At 64.7% G+C, this 15,948-nt stretch carries 7 protein-coding genes; 3 read left to right on the top strand and 4 right to left on the bottom strand.

The genetic code is table 11. The annotated features are described in order from the left end of the window. Positions 1 to 5: 5 nt before the first annotated feature. Complete coding sequence (locus H3T88_RS05720; RefSeq protein WP_198203933.1) at positions 6 to 2,642, top strand: DNA gyrase/topoisomerase IV subunit A; 2,637 nt, start codon at positions 6 to 8, stop codon at positions 2,640 to 2,642. Between the two features lie 17 nt (positions 2,643 to 2,659). Here the strand turns inward: H3T88_RS05720 and H3T88_RS05715 are convergent, their stop codons facing one another. The 4 genes from H3T88_RS05715 to H3T88_RS05700 all read right to left on the bottom strand — a co-directional run bounded on the left by H3T88_RS05715 (position 2,660) and on the right by H3T88_RS05700 (position 12,291). After that, positions 2,660 to 7,606 (bottom strand): ATP-dependent helicase, encoded by a 4,947-nt coding sequence (locus H3T88_RS05715; RefSeq protein ID WP_198203868.1) that lies wholly within the window; start codon positions 7,604 to 7,606, stop codon positions 2,660 to 2,662. A gap of 48 nt (positions 7,607 to 7,654) precedes the next feature. Beyond that, positions 7,655 to 10,018, bottom strand: a complete 2,364-nt coding sequence (locus H3T88_RS05710) for a DNA gyrase/topoisomerase IV subunit B (RefSeq protein ID WP_198203867.1) — start codon at positions 10,016 to 10,018, stop codon at positions 7,655 to 7,657. 129 nt (positions 10,019 to 10,147) lie between these two features. Beyond that, positions 10,148 to 11,572: an RNA polymerase sigma factor gene (locus tag H3T88_RS05705; protein WP_415873724.1), complete on the bottom strand. Its 1,425-nt coding sequence runs from the start codon at positions 11,570 to 11,572 to the stop codon at positions 10,148 to 10,150. A gap of 113 nt (positions 11,573 to 11,685) precedes the next feature. After that, positions 11,686 to 12,291, bottom strand: coding sequence for a DUF4192 family protein (locus H3T88_RS05700; RefSeq protein ID WP_198203865.1), 606 nt, complete (start codon positions 12,289 to 12,291; stop codon positions 11,686 to 11,688). 185 nt (positions 12,292 to 12,476) lie between these two features. Between H3T88_RS05700 and H3T88_RS05695 the strand changes: the two genes are divergently transcribed. Further along, complete coding sequence (locus tag H3T88_RS05695) at positions 12,477 to 13,709, top strand: polyprenyl synthetase family protein (protein WP_198203864.1); 1,233 nt, start codon at positions 12,477 to 12,479, stop codon at positions 13,707 to 13,709. After that, complete coding sequence (locus H3T88_RS05690; RefSeq protein ID WP_198203863.1) at positions 13,702 to 15,945, top strand: Stk1 family PASTA domain-containing Ser/Thr kinase; 2,244 nt, start codon at positions 13,702 to 13,704, stop codon at positions 15,943 to 15,945. The genes H3T88_RS05695 and H3T88_RS05690 overlap by 8 nt, the downstream gene beginning before the upstream one ends. Positions 15,946 to 15,948: the final 3 nt, after the last annotated feature.

The raw sequence follows: 15,948 nt of genomic DNA, 5'->3' as shown, positions 1-15,948 counted from the left end.
TGAGCATGGCAACTCATCGCAGGAGCAAGGCGGCGGGGTACGACCCCCGGCAGGTCAAGGAGCACATCGTCGAAACCCCTCTGAACGAGGAGATGAGCAAGTCTTTCCTGGAATACGCCTACTCCGTCATCTACGCCAGGGCCCTGCCCGACGCCCGTGACGGACTCAAGCCGGTCCAGCGGCGAATCATCTACCAGATGGGGCAGATGAACCTCAACCCCGACCGCCCCTACATGAAGTCCGCCAGGGCCGTGGGCGAGGTCATGGGCAAGCTGCACCCCCATGGTGACTCATCCATCTATGAGGCCATGGTCCGTCTGGCCCAGCCCTTCGCCATGCGTCTGCCTCTGGTCGACGGCCACGGCAACTTCGGGTCCCTGGACGACGGACCTGCCGCCTCCCGCTACACCGAGGCCAGGCTGGCCCCGGCGGCCCTGGGCATGAACGCCGACATCGACCAGGACACGGTGGACTTCTCCCCCAACTACGACAACAAGCTCAAGGAGCCCCAGGTCCTGCCCTCGGCCATCCCCAACCTGCTGGTCAACGGTGCCTCGGGCATCGCCGTAGGCATGGCCACCAACATGATCACCCACAACCTGGGCGAGGTGGTGGCCGCCGCCAAGTATCTGATGTCCCACCCGGACGCAGGGCTGGACGAACTCATGCGCTACCTGCCCGGCCCGGATCTGCCCGGCGGCGGGATCATCGTGGGACGGGACGGCATCCGCAGGGCCTACGAGCATGGCCGGGGAGCCTTCGTGACCAGGTCCGTCACCCACCTGGAGAACGTGACCGCCCGCAAGAAGGCCATCGTGGTCACCGAACTGCCCTTCATGGTGGGCCCCGAGCGGGTTCTGGAGCGCATCTCCGAGGGTGTGCGCAACCACAAGCTGGAGGGCATTTCCAGCGCCATCGACCTGACCGACCGGCACAACGGGACCCGCCTGGTCATCGAGATCAAAACGGGATTCGACCCGGCAAAGGTTCTGGGCAAGCTCTTCAAGTACACGCCCCTGGAGGACTCCTTCACCATCAACAACGTGGCCCTGGTCCACGGACGGCCCAGAACCATGGGGCTCAAGGAGCTGCTGGAGGTCTGGGTTGAGCACCGGCGCACGGTCATCCATCGGCGCAGCGAGTTCCGACGCAGGAAGGCCCTGGAGCGTCTGCACCTGGTCGAGGGGCTCCTGCTGGCCCTGGTCGACATCGACGAGGTCATCCAGGTCATCCGCGGCTCGGACGATGCTGATGCGGCCAAGACCAGGCTGATGGCGGTCTTCGACCTGGATCAGACCCAGGCCCAGTACATTCTTGACCTGCGTCTGCGGCGGTTGACCAAGATGAGCAGAATCGAGCTGGAGGGCGAGCGAGACGACCTCAAAAAGCAGCTGGAGGAGCTGGAGCGGATTCTGGGCTCCTCGGCCGAGCTGGACCGGGTGGTCATCCAGGAGATGGACCAGGCGGTGGCCCAGTGGGGCACACCCAGGCGCACGGTCATCCTGGACCAGGAGCCCTCCGGAGACCTGGCCCCCGTGCAGTCAGCAGCAGCCGGCGATCAGCAGACCCCTCAGCAGACCTCCGGCAAGGCCGGTACTGGTTCACAGGCTACGCTGCTGGCCAGCGGAGGAACCAGTCGCGGCAGTGATGGCGGCGACCTGCACATGGAGGACAAGCCCTGTACGGTCATGATGAGCGCCACCGGCCTGCTGGCACGCAGCACTCCGGGCGCCCTGGACGCCTGGCGGTCTCGGCCGCGCAACCAGGACCGGGGGCATGACGACCAGATCATCGCCATATTCGCCACCACCACCCTGGCCACCTATGGCCTGGTCACCACAGCTGGACGGCTGATCACCGCCCCCGTGGCCGACCTGCCGCTGATCCCGGCCACCGCCAACCCCAATTTGAGCGGAGGCATCGTGGCCGACGAGCTCCTGGGCGGGACCGCCAGCACCGAACCCCAGGCCGACGAGCATGCCATCACCGTCATCGACATGGCCGACTCCCGGCCCCTGGCCCTGGGAACACGCCTGGGCACGGTCAAGCGCTGGAACCGCGAGTCGCCGACCACCATGGACTCCTGGTCGGTCATCGACCTGAAGGACGACGACCAGGTGGTCTTCGCAGCCCCCTGCCAGGACGGGGACCGCATGGTGATCATCTCCTCTGATGCCAGCCTGCTGACTTTCACGGGAGACAAGGTCCGACCCCAGGGACGCAATGCAGCCGGCATGGCGGGCATCCGTCTGGCCCAGGGCTGCCAGGTCGCCACCTTTACAATCGTGCCGGCCGGAGAGATCGGCTGGACCTATCAGGAGACCGGCGAGAACGGCATGAGCACCCAGGCCGGAGCGGTGGTCCTGACCGTGGCCGGCGACTCAGAGGCCCTGCCCGGTACCGAGAACGGGTCGGCCAAGCTGACTCCGCTGGAGATGTATCCGGTCAAGGGCCGCGGGACTCGCGGCGTGCGCTCCCAGCGCTTCCTCAAGGGTCAGGACACCCTGCTGCTGGCCCGGGTTGGCACCTGGCCACTGCACGCCAGCACCGCCGCCGGCTCGCCGGTCGAGCTGCCCGACGTGGACATGCGCCGGGACGCATCCGGCCAGGAGCTGGCAGCTCCCATCGCCTTCGTGGCCTGAGGGCACCCAGTGAAGACTCAGTAGAGGGCCATGCCGCCTGGCCCGGCCGTGAACCCGGCTGCGGCCATGGCCATGCCCACCGGTTCACGCATGGTCAGGGGGCGGCCATTGGCATCGCTGAAGAGGATGCGTCCCTGCCCCTCCCGCCTCAGCCATGAGGCCAGCTGGACGAAGGCGGCCTCCAGCAATCCACGCTCGGGCTTACCGAAAACCAGCAGATGATGCCCCTTGGGCGCCGCATGGACCAGGGCACGGCCTCGATTCTGCACCACAAGGTTTCCCGCCCGCCGGGTGGGTCGACCACCGGCATCCCCGGATATGGAGGGCCAGGCAAGGGCCGTGCCATAGAGGTTGGCAGGATCGGTCACATCCATGACCACCGGCTCGGGAGGCCGCCGCTCCAATCCGCCATCACCATTGTGCTCATCCTCTTGGAAGCCTCTGAGCTGGTCAATCACCTCCCGGGGGGCGAACTGGGCGCCGCCAAAACCATCCACGATGACTCCACGTGTCAGTTGGCCGGCCTCCTCCATGCGTCTGCAAACCTGATAGAGCGCCGAGAATCCACCAGGGTGGGACCGTACCTCAGGCAGGACCGGAGCCAGGAGCCCATAGCGATCCAGGATGGCTTGCCCCTCGTGAACAAGGCGGACGGTACGCTGCCGGTCACCATCCCGGCTGCCTCTCGATTTGTCGCTTGGATTGGCCACGCCGGTGCCCGCTGCACTTTCTGCTACTCCGCGCTCATCCGCAACCAGGGTCCAGAATCCCTCCTCCGCCGCTGACAGCGCCAAGGAGCCAGCCGTCCGTCTTAAGGCTGCGCGACCTACGGTCCTGCTGCGTCCACGAAGACCATGAGGCAAACGGCGGGCCCTCCCCGATGGCAGCGGACCCGATCCTCGGACCAGTCGCCGGACCGGAGCCAGGGAGGTGTTGGTGACCAATCCACGCCTGACCAGATCCCAGAGCGACCGGGCCAAAGCCTCCTGACCGGAGGCTTCAGAATCAAAGGATTCAGAATCAGGGGACTCAATGTCATTCCCGCCCCGGCTGGCACAGGCGCGCAGAAGGCGATCGAACCGGTAGGCTCCCCCGTCGTCCAAGACACCCAGCAGGGTCTCTTCCAGATTGTCTGGGTTGCCCGACTTGCCGGCCTCATCCGTAACTGGTGGAGAACCGGCAGCTTGTGCTGGAAACTCCTCATCCAGGTCCTCGGCCAGATAAAAGGTCATGGCTCCCAGAGGCCCCTCGCCCTGGTCGGACCCCACCCAGACCACCTGGCCCGAGGCCAGCAGATCGTCCATCAATGCGGGACCGTAATCACGCACCCTGGCCGGGAAGATGGCCGACTCCCAGAGCACAGGCGGCAGGGCCAGCCCTTCCAGCTGCCCCACCACCTCCAGAAGCCCCTCGGTGCCCATCAGAGGCTCCTGGCCGAGGGGTGACAGACCCTGCCGATGAAGAAGAAAATCGCTGTAGACATGGCCGGGGACGGGACTGGCGGCCTTGCTGGCCTTGGCCAGGGACCTCGAGCGCAACCGACGGAAGACCTCGGGATCCAGCCACCCTCGGCGGGGTTCGCCTCCCTCCCATCCAGGCTCGCCATAGGCACTCAGGTCAGGCCGAGGGAAGACCCCGGTCATAAGCAGCTCGCGTGCGGTCAGGGAACGCAATCTGCCCTCCAAGGGAGCACTTCCCAGGCCCAGGTGACCAGACAGGTCCTGGGTGGTGAATGGCCCATGGACCGCAGCGTATTGCCTGACCAGCTGGTCGAAGGCATCGCTGTCTGATTCCGATTCCTTTATTGACTGGGGCGATGTCCGGATGCCTGGGCCCAGGACCGCTGTCAGCCGCCCTGCCTGACCGGCCCATACCCAGCAGTCGCGTGTACCCAGCCTGACCCGAACCACCCTGGACTGGGCCTGCAGCTCCTCCAGCATGGCCCGGGCCTGTGCCTCCGTCACCGGTTCGTCCTCCTGGCCGCGCATACGCCGACGAATCTCGGCCAGATCCATGGGGCCCAGGGTGCGCAAGAGGTCGGCCAGTCCTTCGGCCCCCTTGACCTGGGTCCTGGGCGAAAGCCGCTGCAGATCAGCGGTCACCTGGTCGACGGTCCCCTGGTCCAGGAGGTCAGCCATGTCCACCTGCCCGACCATCTGCTCCAGCAGGTCGGAGTCGATGGCCAGCATGGCGGAATCGCGCTCGGCCTTGGGCATGTCGTACTGGTACATGAACGTCCCCAGGTAGCCGAAGAGCAGCCCTGAGGCCATGGGTGAGGGGGTCCGTGTGGAAGCCGGGACCAGACGGACGCTCCCCTGCTCCAGGTCGGCCATCAGCTCGCGCAGGGCAGGCATGTCGTAGACGTCCTGCAGGCACTCGCGCATGGCCTCCAGAACCAGGGGGAAGTCATCCTCCTTCAAAGCCGCGTCCAACAGCCGAGAGGCCCGCAGACGCTGCTGCCAGAGCGGTACCCTGCGACCGGGCTCCATCCTGGGCATGTAGAGCGAGCGGGCTGCGCACTGGCGGAAACGGGACTGGAAGAGCGCTGAGCCCACCAGATGCCGTCGGACCTCGCGCTCTATCTGATCGGGGGTAAATCCGAATATTCGCTGATCTTCCAGGAAGGCATCAGTACCCGGAATCTGAACGACAATGCCGTCCTCCCCAGCCCAGACGGATCCGTCGTATCCGCGCTCACGGGAGAGCCGAGCGGCGATGGCCAGGGCCCAGGGCTCGTTGACCCTGCGGCCGTATGGCGAGTGAAGGATCAGCCTCAGGTCGCCCTCCTCGTTGGGGCAGCGCTCGACTACCAGATGCATGTCGTCCGGCACCTGGCCGGTGGAGACCTGCTGCTCAGCCAGAAAGGCGGCCATATTGTTGATGGCAGGACGGTCCAGACCGTCCTTCAAGAGACGAGAGCAAACGGCTTGGGTGAAGCCAGGCCGACCGGAGGCAGTCTGGACCGCCGGTATCAGGCCCTGGGACAATTCCCTGGCGAGCCTGCCCAGGCGACGGCCGAAGGCGGGGTCGCGACCGGTGCCCTCCCCGTGCCAGAAGGGCAGTCTTGCGGAGCGTCCCGGGGCAGGTACCACCACCACACGGTCACGGGTGATCTGCTGGATCCTCCAGGAAGTGGTGCCCAGGGTAATCACGTCCCCTTTGCGGGACTCGTAGACCATCTCCTCGTCCAGCTCCCCCACTCGCCGGGGCTTGCCGCCGGCGGCCTCTGAGGGCATGACCACGCTGTAGGAGCCACGGTCGGGAATGGTGCCTCCGGAGGTGACCGCCAGGCGTTGCGCACCGGGGCGGGCTGTCAATGTGCCGGTCTGGTGATCCCAGACCAGGATGGGGCGGAAGGCGGTGAAGTCCTGGGAGGTGTAAGCGCCGCTGAGCATACCCAGCACCGCCCGGTAGACCTGCTGGTCCAGGTGGGCGAAAGGTGCGGCCCGTCTGACCGTGGCCAGCCAGTCCTCCTCCTTGAGCGGTCCCATGGCAGCTGCGGCCACCGTCTGCTGAGCCAGAACATCCAGGGGGCTATTGGGCATGATGGTGGGCTCGATGTCGCCCTGGACCATGCTTTCCATGCTGGCCGTGCACTCCAGGATTTGCTCGCGGGTCAGGGGGAAAAGCCTGGCCTGCGATACCCGACCTACCTGGTGGTCGGCCCGGCCCACGCGCTGCAGCCCCGAGGCGGTCGACAGCGGAGCATTGACCTGGATGACCAGATCAACCGAGCCCATATCGATGCCCAGCTCCAGGCTGGAGGTGGCTACCACACAGCGCAGTCGGCCGGCCTTGAGGTTGTCCTCAACCTGGCGTCGGCGTTCCTTGGATACCGAACCATGATGGGCCATGGCAATGGGTTGGTCGACAACCTGGCCGGAAGTCCTCCCGGAGGTGGACCCGGTGGCCGAATCATAGTGGGCTGGCTCCCCGACCTGCCCAGCCCTGGCCGTGGGCTCCTCTGTTTCAGGGGATAAATCCGGTTGGTCCTGCCCACTGCTGCCTCGGCTACGGTGTTTGGACTCTTGCAGATCGGACTGGTGCAGGTCGTTCAGCCGGGCGGTCAGGCGCTCGGCAAGGCCGCGGGAGTTGACGAAGACCAGGGTGGTGTGGTGGGACAGGATCTGATCCAGAATGGCCCGCTCGACGGCAGGCCAGATGGATCCGCTTCTTTGGTCGCCAATCTGCCCATCCTGGCCCGATTCCCCGGGCGGTGCAGCCAGATCGCCCATGTCCTCCAGGGGCTCGATCAGCCGCAGATCCATGGCTGTGGACGACTTGGGCTGGATCAGGCTGACGTGACGGCTGCCGCCCAGAAAGCGTGCCACCTGTTCGGGCGGCCGGACCGTAGCCGACAGGCCGATCCGCTGCACGGGCCGTCCGACCAGGTCGTCCAGCCGCTCCAGGCTCAGCGCCAGATGAGCGCCGCGCTTGTTGCCCGCCAGAACATGGATTTCGTCCACAATAACGGTCTGGACGTTCCTCAGCGTGCTGGCCGTCTTTGAGGTCAGCATCAGATAGAGGGATTCTGGAGTGGTGACCAGAATATCCGGAGGATGGGCGGCCAGAGCCCTACGGCCGCGGGCGTCGGTGTCCCCAGTGCGGATGCCCGTTAGGACCTTGGGCCCTTTTCGTCCCTGTCGGGCAAAACGTTCGGCGATGCCCTCCAGTGGACCCTGCAGGTTGCGGGCCACGTCCGTCCCCAGGGCCTTCATGGGTGAAATATAGAGCACGGCGACCCCTGGTTTCCGAGAGCGCCGGGGCCTGGTCATGAGCTCGTCAATGGCCCAAAGAAAGGCAGCCAGAGTCTTGCCTGACCCGGTGGGCGATATGATCAGCGCATCGCCGCCTGAGCGGATGGCCGGCCAGGCCTGCACCTGGGTCGGCGTGGGCCCCTCGGGAAAGGCCCGGCGGAACCAGTCGGCCGTCTGCGGGGAGAAATTATCCAAGGGACCGTCCATATGCGTCACACTCCTCTCCCCGCCTCCCTGCGCCCTGCTGAAGGTCGATCAGGTGTCGATCTTGCTCCGGTCGAAGTCGTCGGCATTGTCCACGATGAACTGCTTGCGGGGCGGTACGTCGTCGCCCATGAGCAGGGGGAAGATGCCGGCCGCCTGAGCGGCATCCTCCATGCGGATGCGGCGCAGCATGCGGGTCCGGGGGTCCATGGTGGTGTCGGCCAGCTGGTCGGCGTCCATCTCGCCCAGACCCTTGTAGCGCTGCACATCGGGATTGTAGTCGATGTGCTTGGCCTGCAGGTCGGCCAGCTTGCCCTCCAACTCATCGTCCGAATAGGTGTAGATGAACTTTCCCTTGTTCTTGCCTGCAAGCGCGATTCGATGCAGGGGGGGCACGGCGGCGTAGACTCGCCCGTTCTCGATCAGTGGACGCATGTAGCGGTAGAAGAGGGTCAGCAGCAGGATGCGGATGTGGGCACCGTCCACGTCAGCATCGGTCATCATGATGACCTTGTTGTAGCGGGCCTGGTCGATGTCGAAGCTGGCTCCCGAACCTGCGCCGACCACCTGGATTATGGAGGCGCATTCCTTGTTGGTCAGCATCTGGGACAGGGAGGCCTTCTGGACGTTGAGGATCTTGCCACGGATGGGCAGCAGGGCCTGGAACATGGAGTTTCGGGCAGCCTTGGCCGTACCCAGGGCGGAGTCGCCCTCGACGATGAACAGCTCGGCGATGTCGTCGTTGCCGGGCATGGAATCCGAGAGCTTGGAGGGCATGGAGGCTGACTCCAGGGCGTTCTTGCGCCTGGTGACCTCCTTGGTCTTGCGTGCCTGGACGCGGGCGTGCATCTCACCGACGATCTTCTCCAGCAACTGGCCGGACTGTTCCTTGAAGCCGCGCTTGGAGCCGCTGATCATCTGGCCGAACTGGTCGTCGGTCATCCGGGTGACGATGGGCTTGACCTGGGCCGTACCCAGCACGTCCTTGGTCTGGCCCTGGAACTGCGGCTCGGCGATGCGTACGGTGACCACGGCCACCAGCCCGGCCAGGACGTCGTCGCGCTCCACCTTGGTGTGGGAGTCCTTGAGGTTGACCTTGAGACGGCGGGCGTTGGCCTCCACGGCCTTACGCACCTGGCGGGTCATGGCGTTCATGAACCCGTCCACGTGCATGCCTCCGCCGGGCGTCTCGACCACATTGACGAAGCTACGGACGACTGAATCATAGTTATTGACCCAGCGCAGGGCAATATCCACCCCGCAGACACGTTCCACCTGCTCGGCGTGCAGCTCGCCGTCGGTGCCTACCCGCTGAGTCTCCTCCTGGTAGGTGTCCTGGCCGCTGATCCGCCAGACGTCACTGACCGGCTCGCCCTTGGACAGGAAGTCCACAAAGTCCGTCACACCGCCGGTGTGCAGGAACTCCTCCACGCGCTGATGGCCGGACTCGTCCTCCGGCCTCAACATGGCCCGGTCAGCCTGTTCGGTGGCCGAGAGGTCGGTATCATCCACCTGTGCGTCCTCGGCACCTTCGTCTACAGCACCTTCGTCTACAGCACCTTCTTCAGTGAGGCCGCCGCTGTCAGACGATTCAAGAGGGTTCTCCCGAACACCCTGGTCGTCCGACTCCCCTGCGGGTTCGCCGTCAACCTCCAGGCGCAGGTCCTGTTCGGCGCTGCCTGTGGCGGGGATGCGCTCGTCGATCACGGTGATCTTGAGGCCGGGCACCAGGAAGCTGGTCTGGCGCACTCGGTCAATCAGCTGGTCGTAGCTGAACCGGGCCGTGGGGTTGAAGATTTCGGGGTCGGCCCAGTAGCGCACCCTGGTACCGGTCCGGGACTTAGGCACGCTGCCCACGACCTCCAGGGGCGTAGGCCGGTTCTTCCTGGTGCGTTTGAATGGCGAGTCAGGCGAGGGATGCTCCGGGTCAGGGTCCTGGTAGGTACCGGGATGGCCTTGATGGAACCGCATCCTATGTGTCTTGCCGTCCCTGTCCACCTCGACATCCAACCGGGAGCTCAGGGCGTTGACCACCGAAGAGCCTACCCCGTGCAGGCCGCCCACGGCCGTATAAGAAGAGTTGCCGAACTTGGCACCCGCGTGGAGTTTGGTCAGAACCACCTCCACGCCGGTCAGCCCTGTCCGAGGCTCAATATCGACTGGGATGCCTCGGCCGTTGTCGTCCACTTCGATGGAGCCGTCCTTGTGCAGGATGACCTTGATGTGGTCGCATTGGCCGGCCAGGGCCTCGTCCACGGCGTTGTCGATGATCTCCCAAAGGCAGTGCATGAGCCCCTGGCTGTCCGTAGTCCCGATATACATGCCTGGACGCTTGCGTACAGCGTCCAGGCCCTCCAGAACCGTCAGACTTCCGGCACCATAGGACTTTGCCGTATCAGCCTTTTTCGCCACCATTTACCTCGCCGTTCACCTCATGGCGCCCAGGGGACACAGATCCTCACATGGGCGGTCGCTTACGCACCGATGACCATTTCTAGCAAGGAGGCCTCGACAGTATCAGTACCCCCTTGCCGGGCGCAGCGGTCACTGATCCAGGAAGTCCCGCAGGGTCTGCGAGCGCGAAGGATGGCGCAGCTTGGACATTGTCTTGGACTCAATCTGGCGGATGCGTTCACGGGTGACCCCGTAGACGCGGCCAATATCATCCAGGGTCTTGGGCTGCCCATCCTCCAGGCCGTAGCGCATCTTGATGACGCCGGCCTCGCGGGGACTCAGGGTCTCAAGAACCTGCTGGAACTGCTCTTGCAGCAGGGAGAAGGCCACGGCATCCGAGGGGGCGATGGCATCGGTGTCCTCAATCAGATCGCCGAACTCAGAGTCGCCGTCCTCGCCCAGGGGGGTATGCAGGGAGATAGGCTCGCGTCCGTACTTCTGGACCTCCTGGACCTTCTCGACAGGCATATCCAGCTCCCGGGCCAGCTCGTCGGGAGTGGGCTCGCGGCCCAGATCCTGCAACATCTGCCGCTGGACGCGGGAGAGCTTGTTGATGACCTCGACCATGTGGACGGGCACACGGATGGTGCGGGCCTGGTCGGCCATGGCGCGAGTGATGGCCTGACGAATCCACCAAGTGGCATAGGTGGAGAACTTGTAGCCCTTGGTGTAGTCGAACTTCTCCACCGCGCGGATCAGACCCAGATTGCCTTCCTGGATCAGATCCAGGAAGAGCATGCCCCTGCCGGTGTAGCGCTTGGCCAGAGAGACCACCAGTCGCAGGTTGGCCTCCAACAGATGGTCCTTGGCCTTCTTCCCGTCGTTGGCGGCCCACTTGAGCTCGCGGCGACGCTTGAAGTCCATGCCTTCACCCTCGGTGTCCAGCAGATGCTGGGCATAGAGGCCGGCCTCGATACGCTCGGAGAGGTCCACCTCCTGCTCGGCATTCAGCAGGCTGACGCGGCCGATTTGCTTGAGGTAGTCCTTGACGGGATCGGCAGTGGCTCCGGCGGTGACCACACGACGCTTGGGATTGCCCGAGGGGGTGACGTTTTCGTCATCATCGGAATCGTCGACGACAAAGGCACCCTTGACCTTGGCGGCGAGGGCATGGGCGGCCTTGCGATCCTCCTCGGCCTCATCCTCGACCCGGGAGACCTCGTCCTCCTCCTGATCGTCCTCATCGGGTTCGTCCTCCAGCTGATCCTCGCTCTTGTCCAGCTGGTCGTCGTCCTCCTGGTCCTCAAGCAGGTCCTCGTCAGGCTCCTGCTCCTTCTGCTGCAGAATGGGCTCCTCTTCGACCTTCTTCGTGGTCTTGGAGGCCGGGCGCCGGTTCGTCTTGGCCGTCGAAGTGCTGGCAGTGGCGGTCTTGCGGGACGAGGTCTTGTGGGACGCCTTGCTGCTGCTGGTCTTGGACCTGGTGGCGGTCTTGGTCTTGCCGGCGGTTGAACTGGTCCGGCCCTTTCCGGTATCCACTGCGGCTGTCTTGGCTGACTTGGTGTCCTTCGTGGCCAAATTCTCCTCCTGGATCATCCCACCCGCCGACACTGCTTTTAAGGCACAGCTATGGCAAGGTCAAATCGTAGACTCACTAAGTGAACCACCCCAGGGGGACGATTATTCCCGATTCAGCTCGATTGCCTCCAAGCCGGGTCGATGCTGCGGCCGATCAAGGCCAGGACGATGGCGGCCAGGCTGCAGGAACGGTCGTCGGCCAGGGCTTGCTCGGCGAACCCGGATGCCTGGGATCCCCCACTCCACCAGTCAACATAGGACGCAACCGCCAGGGGCTGGGACCGGAACCCCGGCGGCGCCTTACCCGCCATGGCCTCGAGCATGACAAGCCCAGCCCGGCAACGGGGATGGTCCGGCCGCATCGTGGAATCCTTGAATACTGAATCCAGAATGCTGCAGAGCGCCGTCACATTGGCCGGATCGTTGGGGCGCACGCACAGATCCAGCAGCCGGTCATCGTCCAGACCTGGCTCAGGTGCCAGGATGGACAGGATAAGCCCGTCGCGTATGGCCAGGGTCTCCGTGATGGCCACGGCCAGACGGTCCGTAGAGTCGGGGTTCAAATGCGGCTCTGCCTGTTGTCCCTTCAAACAGGCAGTCCAGTCGGTCAAGGGCTGCCGGAGCCATCGCCTGTCAGCATCTTCCACACCCCATCGTCGTCGGCCCTCCCGGTAGTTCTCCACCAGTTCTGTCACGCCATGTTCATGTGAATCGTTCATGTCGTCATCGCCTCCCATCCGCTCCCCGGTCTGTTGGCCGGGAAGCCTTGGCATCATCCTGAACCAGTGGGAACCGTTAAGAAGGCCATATCCGATCATGTGGTCAAGTGGGGTCATCCATCCACCAAGGTCCTGGAACCTGCCTGCTGGGCAGATATGCGGATAGGCTCTAAGGCATGAAGAGCGTGACAGCAGCACGGGTCGAACAGCGCATGGAGGAACTGCTCCAGCAGCATTGCGACCACCTGACTGCTCCAGAGCCTGGACTGGACCATCCCCTGGATCAGGACCCCTCCCAGGAGGCCTTGCAGGCGGTCATCCTCCAGGCAATCGAGGCTGGCCGAGGCGGCAAGCGACTGCGCGCCCTGCTGCTCTGCGATGTCTGGAGGGCTCTGGATTGCGGGCGGAATCCGAATCGTGAACAGGCGGTAGTGGACCTTGCCTGCGCCTTGGAGGTCTACCAGACCAGCGCCCTGGTCCACGACGACATCATCGACGGCTCTCCTCGTCGTCGGGGCCGCCCTGCCGCCCATCTGGCCCTGAGCCGGCCAGTTGTCAGAAACGATCCGAACAGCCAAGACCCCGCCGGGCCCAATGCCCGCGGCACCGGCCTGGGCATCCTCCTTGGCGACCTGCTGGCATCGCTGAGCACAGAAATAGCCCTCCAAGCGGCTGCCGACCTGCCTCAGGGGCCGGCCGTCTGCAGGGCTTTTCAAGCCATGCAGACGGCTGTGGTCACCGGCCAGGTCCTGGACATGGGAATGGAGGAGGCCCGCCTGGACAATCCGGAACAACTGCGCCGTCAGGCTCTGCACACCATGGCGTGGAAGACCGCTTCATACACCACGCTGGCCCCTCTGGCTCTGGGCCTGCTAGCGTCCGGAGCAGACCTGGAAGAGCATAAAGGCTCGGTACGCGCCCTGGGCCTGGACCTGGGTCTGGCCTTCCAACTGGCGGACGATCTACTGGATGTGACAGGCGACGACCGCCACACCGGCAAGCCCGTGGGCGGAGATATTCGCGAGGGCAAGCGGACCGTACTCCTGGCTGACACCCTGGCCATGGCCGACCCTGATCAGGCCAAGGAGGTTCGCCGACTCTACGATTCCCCCTCCCAACGCCGCAAGGATGCCCAGGTGAATATGGTCCGTGACCTGATGCAGTCCTGTGGTGCCGTAAATGCCAGTCGTCGACGTATGGCCGACCTTTCCACCCGAGCACAGACCCAAGCCCAGGCCCTGGCCGATGATCTGAATCTGTCGACAGAGGGTCGAATCATCTTCCTGAAGGCCTGCCGACGCTTCCTGCCGCTTGCCACCACCGCCGGGTATCATGAACGTGTATCTTTATCTTCCATTGATGCCGAGGCCGGTCAGGCCTCCGAGGTGCAGAGGGCCGGACAAGACGAGCATGAGTGAAGCGGACGAGAGGACCAGCGACCGGATCATAGACGGGCGCTACCGCATTCTGCGCGAGATCGCGCAAGGTGGCATGGCCACGGTCTACGAGGCTCTGGACCTGCGACTGTCCAGACATGTGGCAGTCAAGATCATGCACACCATGCTGGCCCAGGGACCTCACAGGGCCCAGTTCGAGGAGCGCTTCCGCCGGGAGGCCAGGTCTGCGGCTGCCATCGCCAACCCCCACATCGTCCAGGTCTACGACACCGGTGTCGACCAGGGGCTGGACTACCTGGTCATGGAGTATGTCCACGGAATAAGCCTGCGGACGGACATGGCTCGGCAGGGTGTCTATCCCCTGAAGGAGACCCTGCGCATCGTGGGCGAAATCCTCGACGGTCTGGCCTCCGCCCACCGAGCCGGCGTCATCCACCGCGACATCAAGCCGGAAAACATCCTCATCAACGACCGCGGCCACGTGGAAATCACCGACTTCGGCCTGGCCCGCGCCGCCGCCCAGGCCACCCTGTCCTCGACGGGCATGCTCATGGGCACGGCCGCCTACCTGGCCCCCGAGACCATCGAGAATAATGAGGCCTCCCCCCAGAGCGACCTATACGCCGTGGGCATCATCGCCTACGAGATGCTGGCCGGCACGGTCCCCTTCGCCAGCGATAATCCGGTGACCATCGTCTTCAAGCACGTCCACGAGGACGTTCCCTCCCTGGTCAGGGTCTGCCCGGGTATCGACCCATCAGTGGCCGCACTGGTCTCCGGGCTGACCGACCGCTCCCCCGAAAATCGCCCGGACGACGCGGGCAAGGCCCTGGAGAGCCTGAGGAAGGTGGTCAGGGGGCTGGATCGGCAGGCCATGGACTACGTGCTGCCTGCAGGGACCGCAGCAGCAGCCGCAGCCAGCGGTCAGCCCGAGTCTGCCATTGCCGGAACCCCTGGGCACGACCCTGAGATTCCGGAATCGCCAACCCAGGGAGCTACGCCACCCAGCGACGATGCCGAGGATGCAGCCACGGAGACCATTGCTGCTGCAACCGACCAAGAGATTTCGGACACCGTCCCGGCTGTGCCGGCCCCGCCCCAGAAGGATACAGAGGCAGCGACCAGACGCTATCAACTCAATGACGTGGACACCCCCTCCCGGGCCGAAACCACGACCGTCCTGCAGCCTCAGGACCTGGCAGCCTCCCCCGCCGATGCGACGGCCATCCCGGCTTCCTTCCAGACCTTGCAGCAAGGTACCGAGACAGCCAAACCCAAGCACCGGCATCGGGGCCTGATCATTGTGCTGGTGGTTCTGCTGGTGCTGGCCCTGGCTGGAGGCGGCGGTTGCGCCTGGTGGTACTACCTGGGTCCGGGCAGCTATGTAGCCCTGCCCAAGCCGGATGACATCTCCTGCTCCGAGAATCAGGGGTGCAGGGTCATCGGAGCCGACTACGCCAAGTACGCCCGCACGCTCAAGGTCGCAGGCATCGGTGTCTACACCGAATACGACTTCAGCGACCAAGTGCCCAAAGGGGCCATCATGGCCGCGGATCCCGATACCGTCGGAGCCCATATCAGCAAGCGGGGCGGCAACCTCAAACTGACCGTCTCCAAGGGGATTCGCCAGGCCACAGTGCCCAAAGACATCCTCCTGCCGGACACCTCCAACGGCAAGAACCCCCTGCAAGCCTTGAAGGCGGCTGGCTTCGACAAGATCGACCATGACACCTCCAAGGACCAGTACTCCATGGACATACCCGAAGGGGCGGCGATTTCGGTGGATCCGGCCCCGGGGACCAAGACCCGACACGATACCAAGGTCAGCCTGGTCCTGTCCAAGGGCCGGATGCCGGTGGCCATGCCGGACATCATCGGCAAGGCAAGGAACGATGCCAAGGCGGCTCTGGAAGCCCTCCGGCTCAAGGTCAACTACAGCGAGGACTGGTCAGACACGGTCCCCCGCAACCAGGTGATCTCCGCCTCCCACCAGGCCCAGGAACAGCTGCACTGGGGCGATGCGGTCAACGTGGTGATCTCCAAGGGACCACAATTCATCAGTATGCCCGACGTGAAAGGCAAGAGCCAGGACGAGGCCACCCAGATCCTGCAGGGATACGGGCTCAAGGTCAACATCTCCGCCCCGCTGGGCAACCTGACCCACACCGTGCGAATCCAGGACCCCGGCCCCGGCACCCAGGTCAAGGTGGTCAATGATGACGGCTCACCGGCAGTCGTGACCCTGACTGTGGTCTGACTG

Source organism: Bifidobacterium sp. W8110, assembly GCF_016101375.1.
GTDB classification, from domain to species: Bacteria; Actinomycetota; Actinomycetes; order Actinomycetales; family Bifidobacteriaceae; genus Bombiscardovia; species Bombiscardovia asteroides.
Note: the sequence above shows the minus strand (reverse complement) of the source record. Positions and strands in the feature narration are given on the sequence as shown.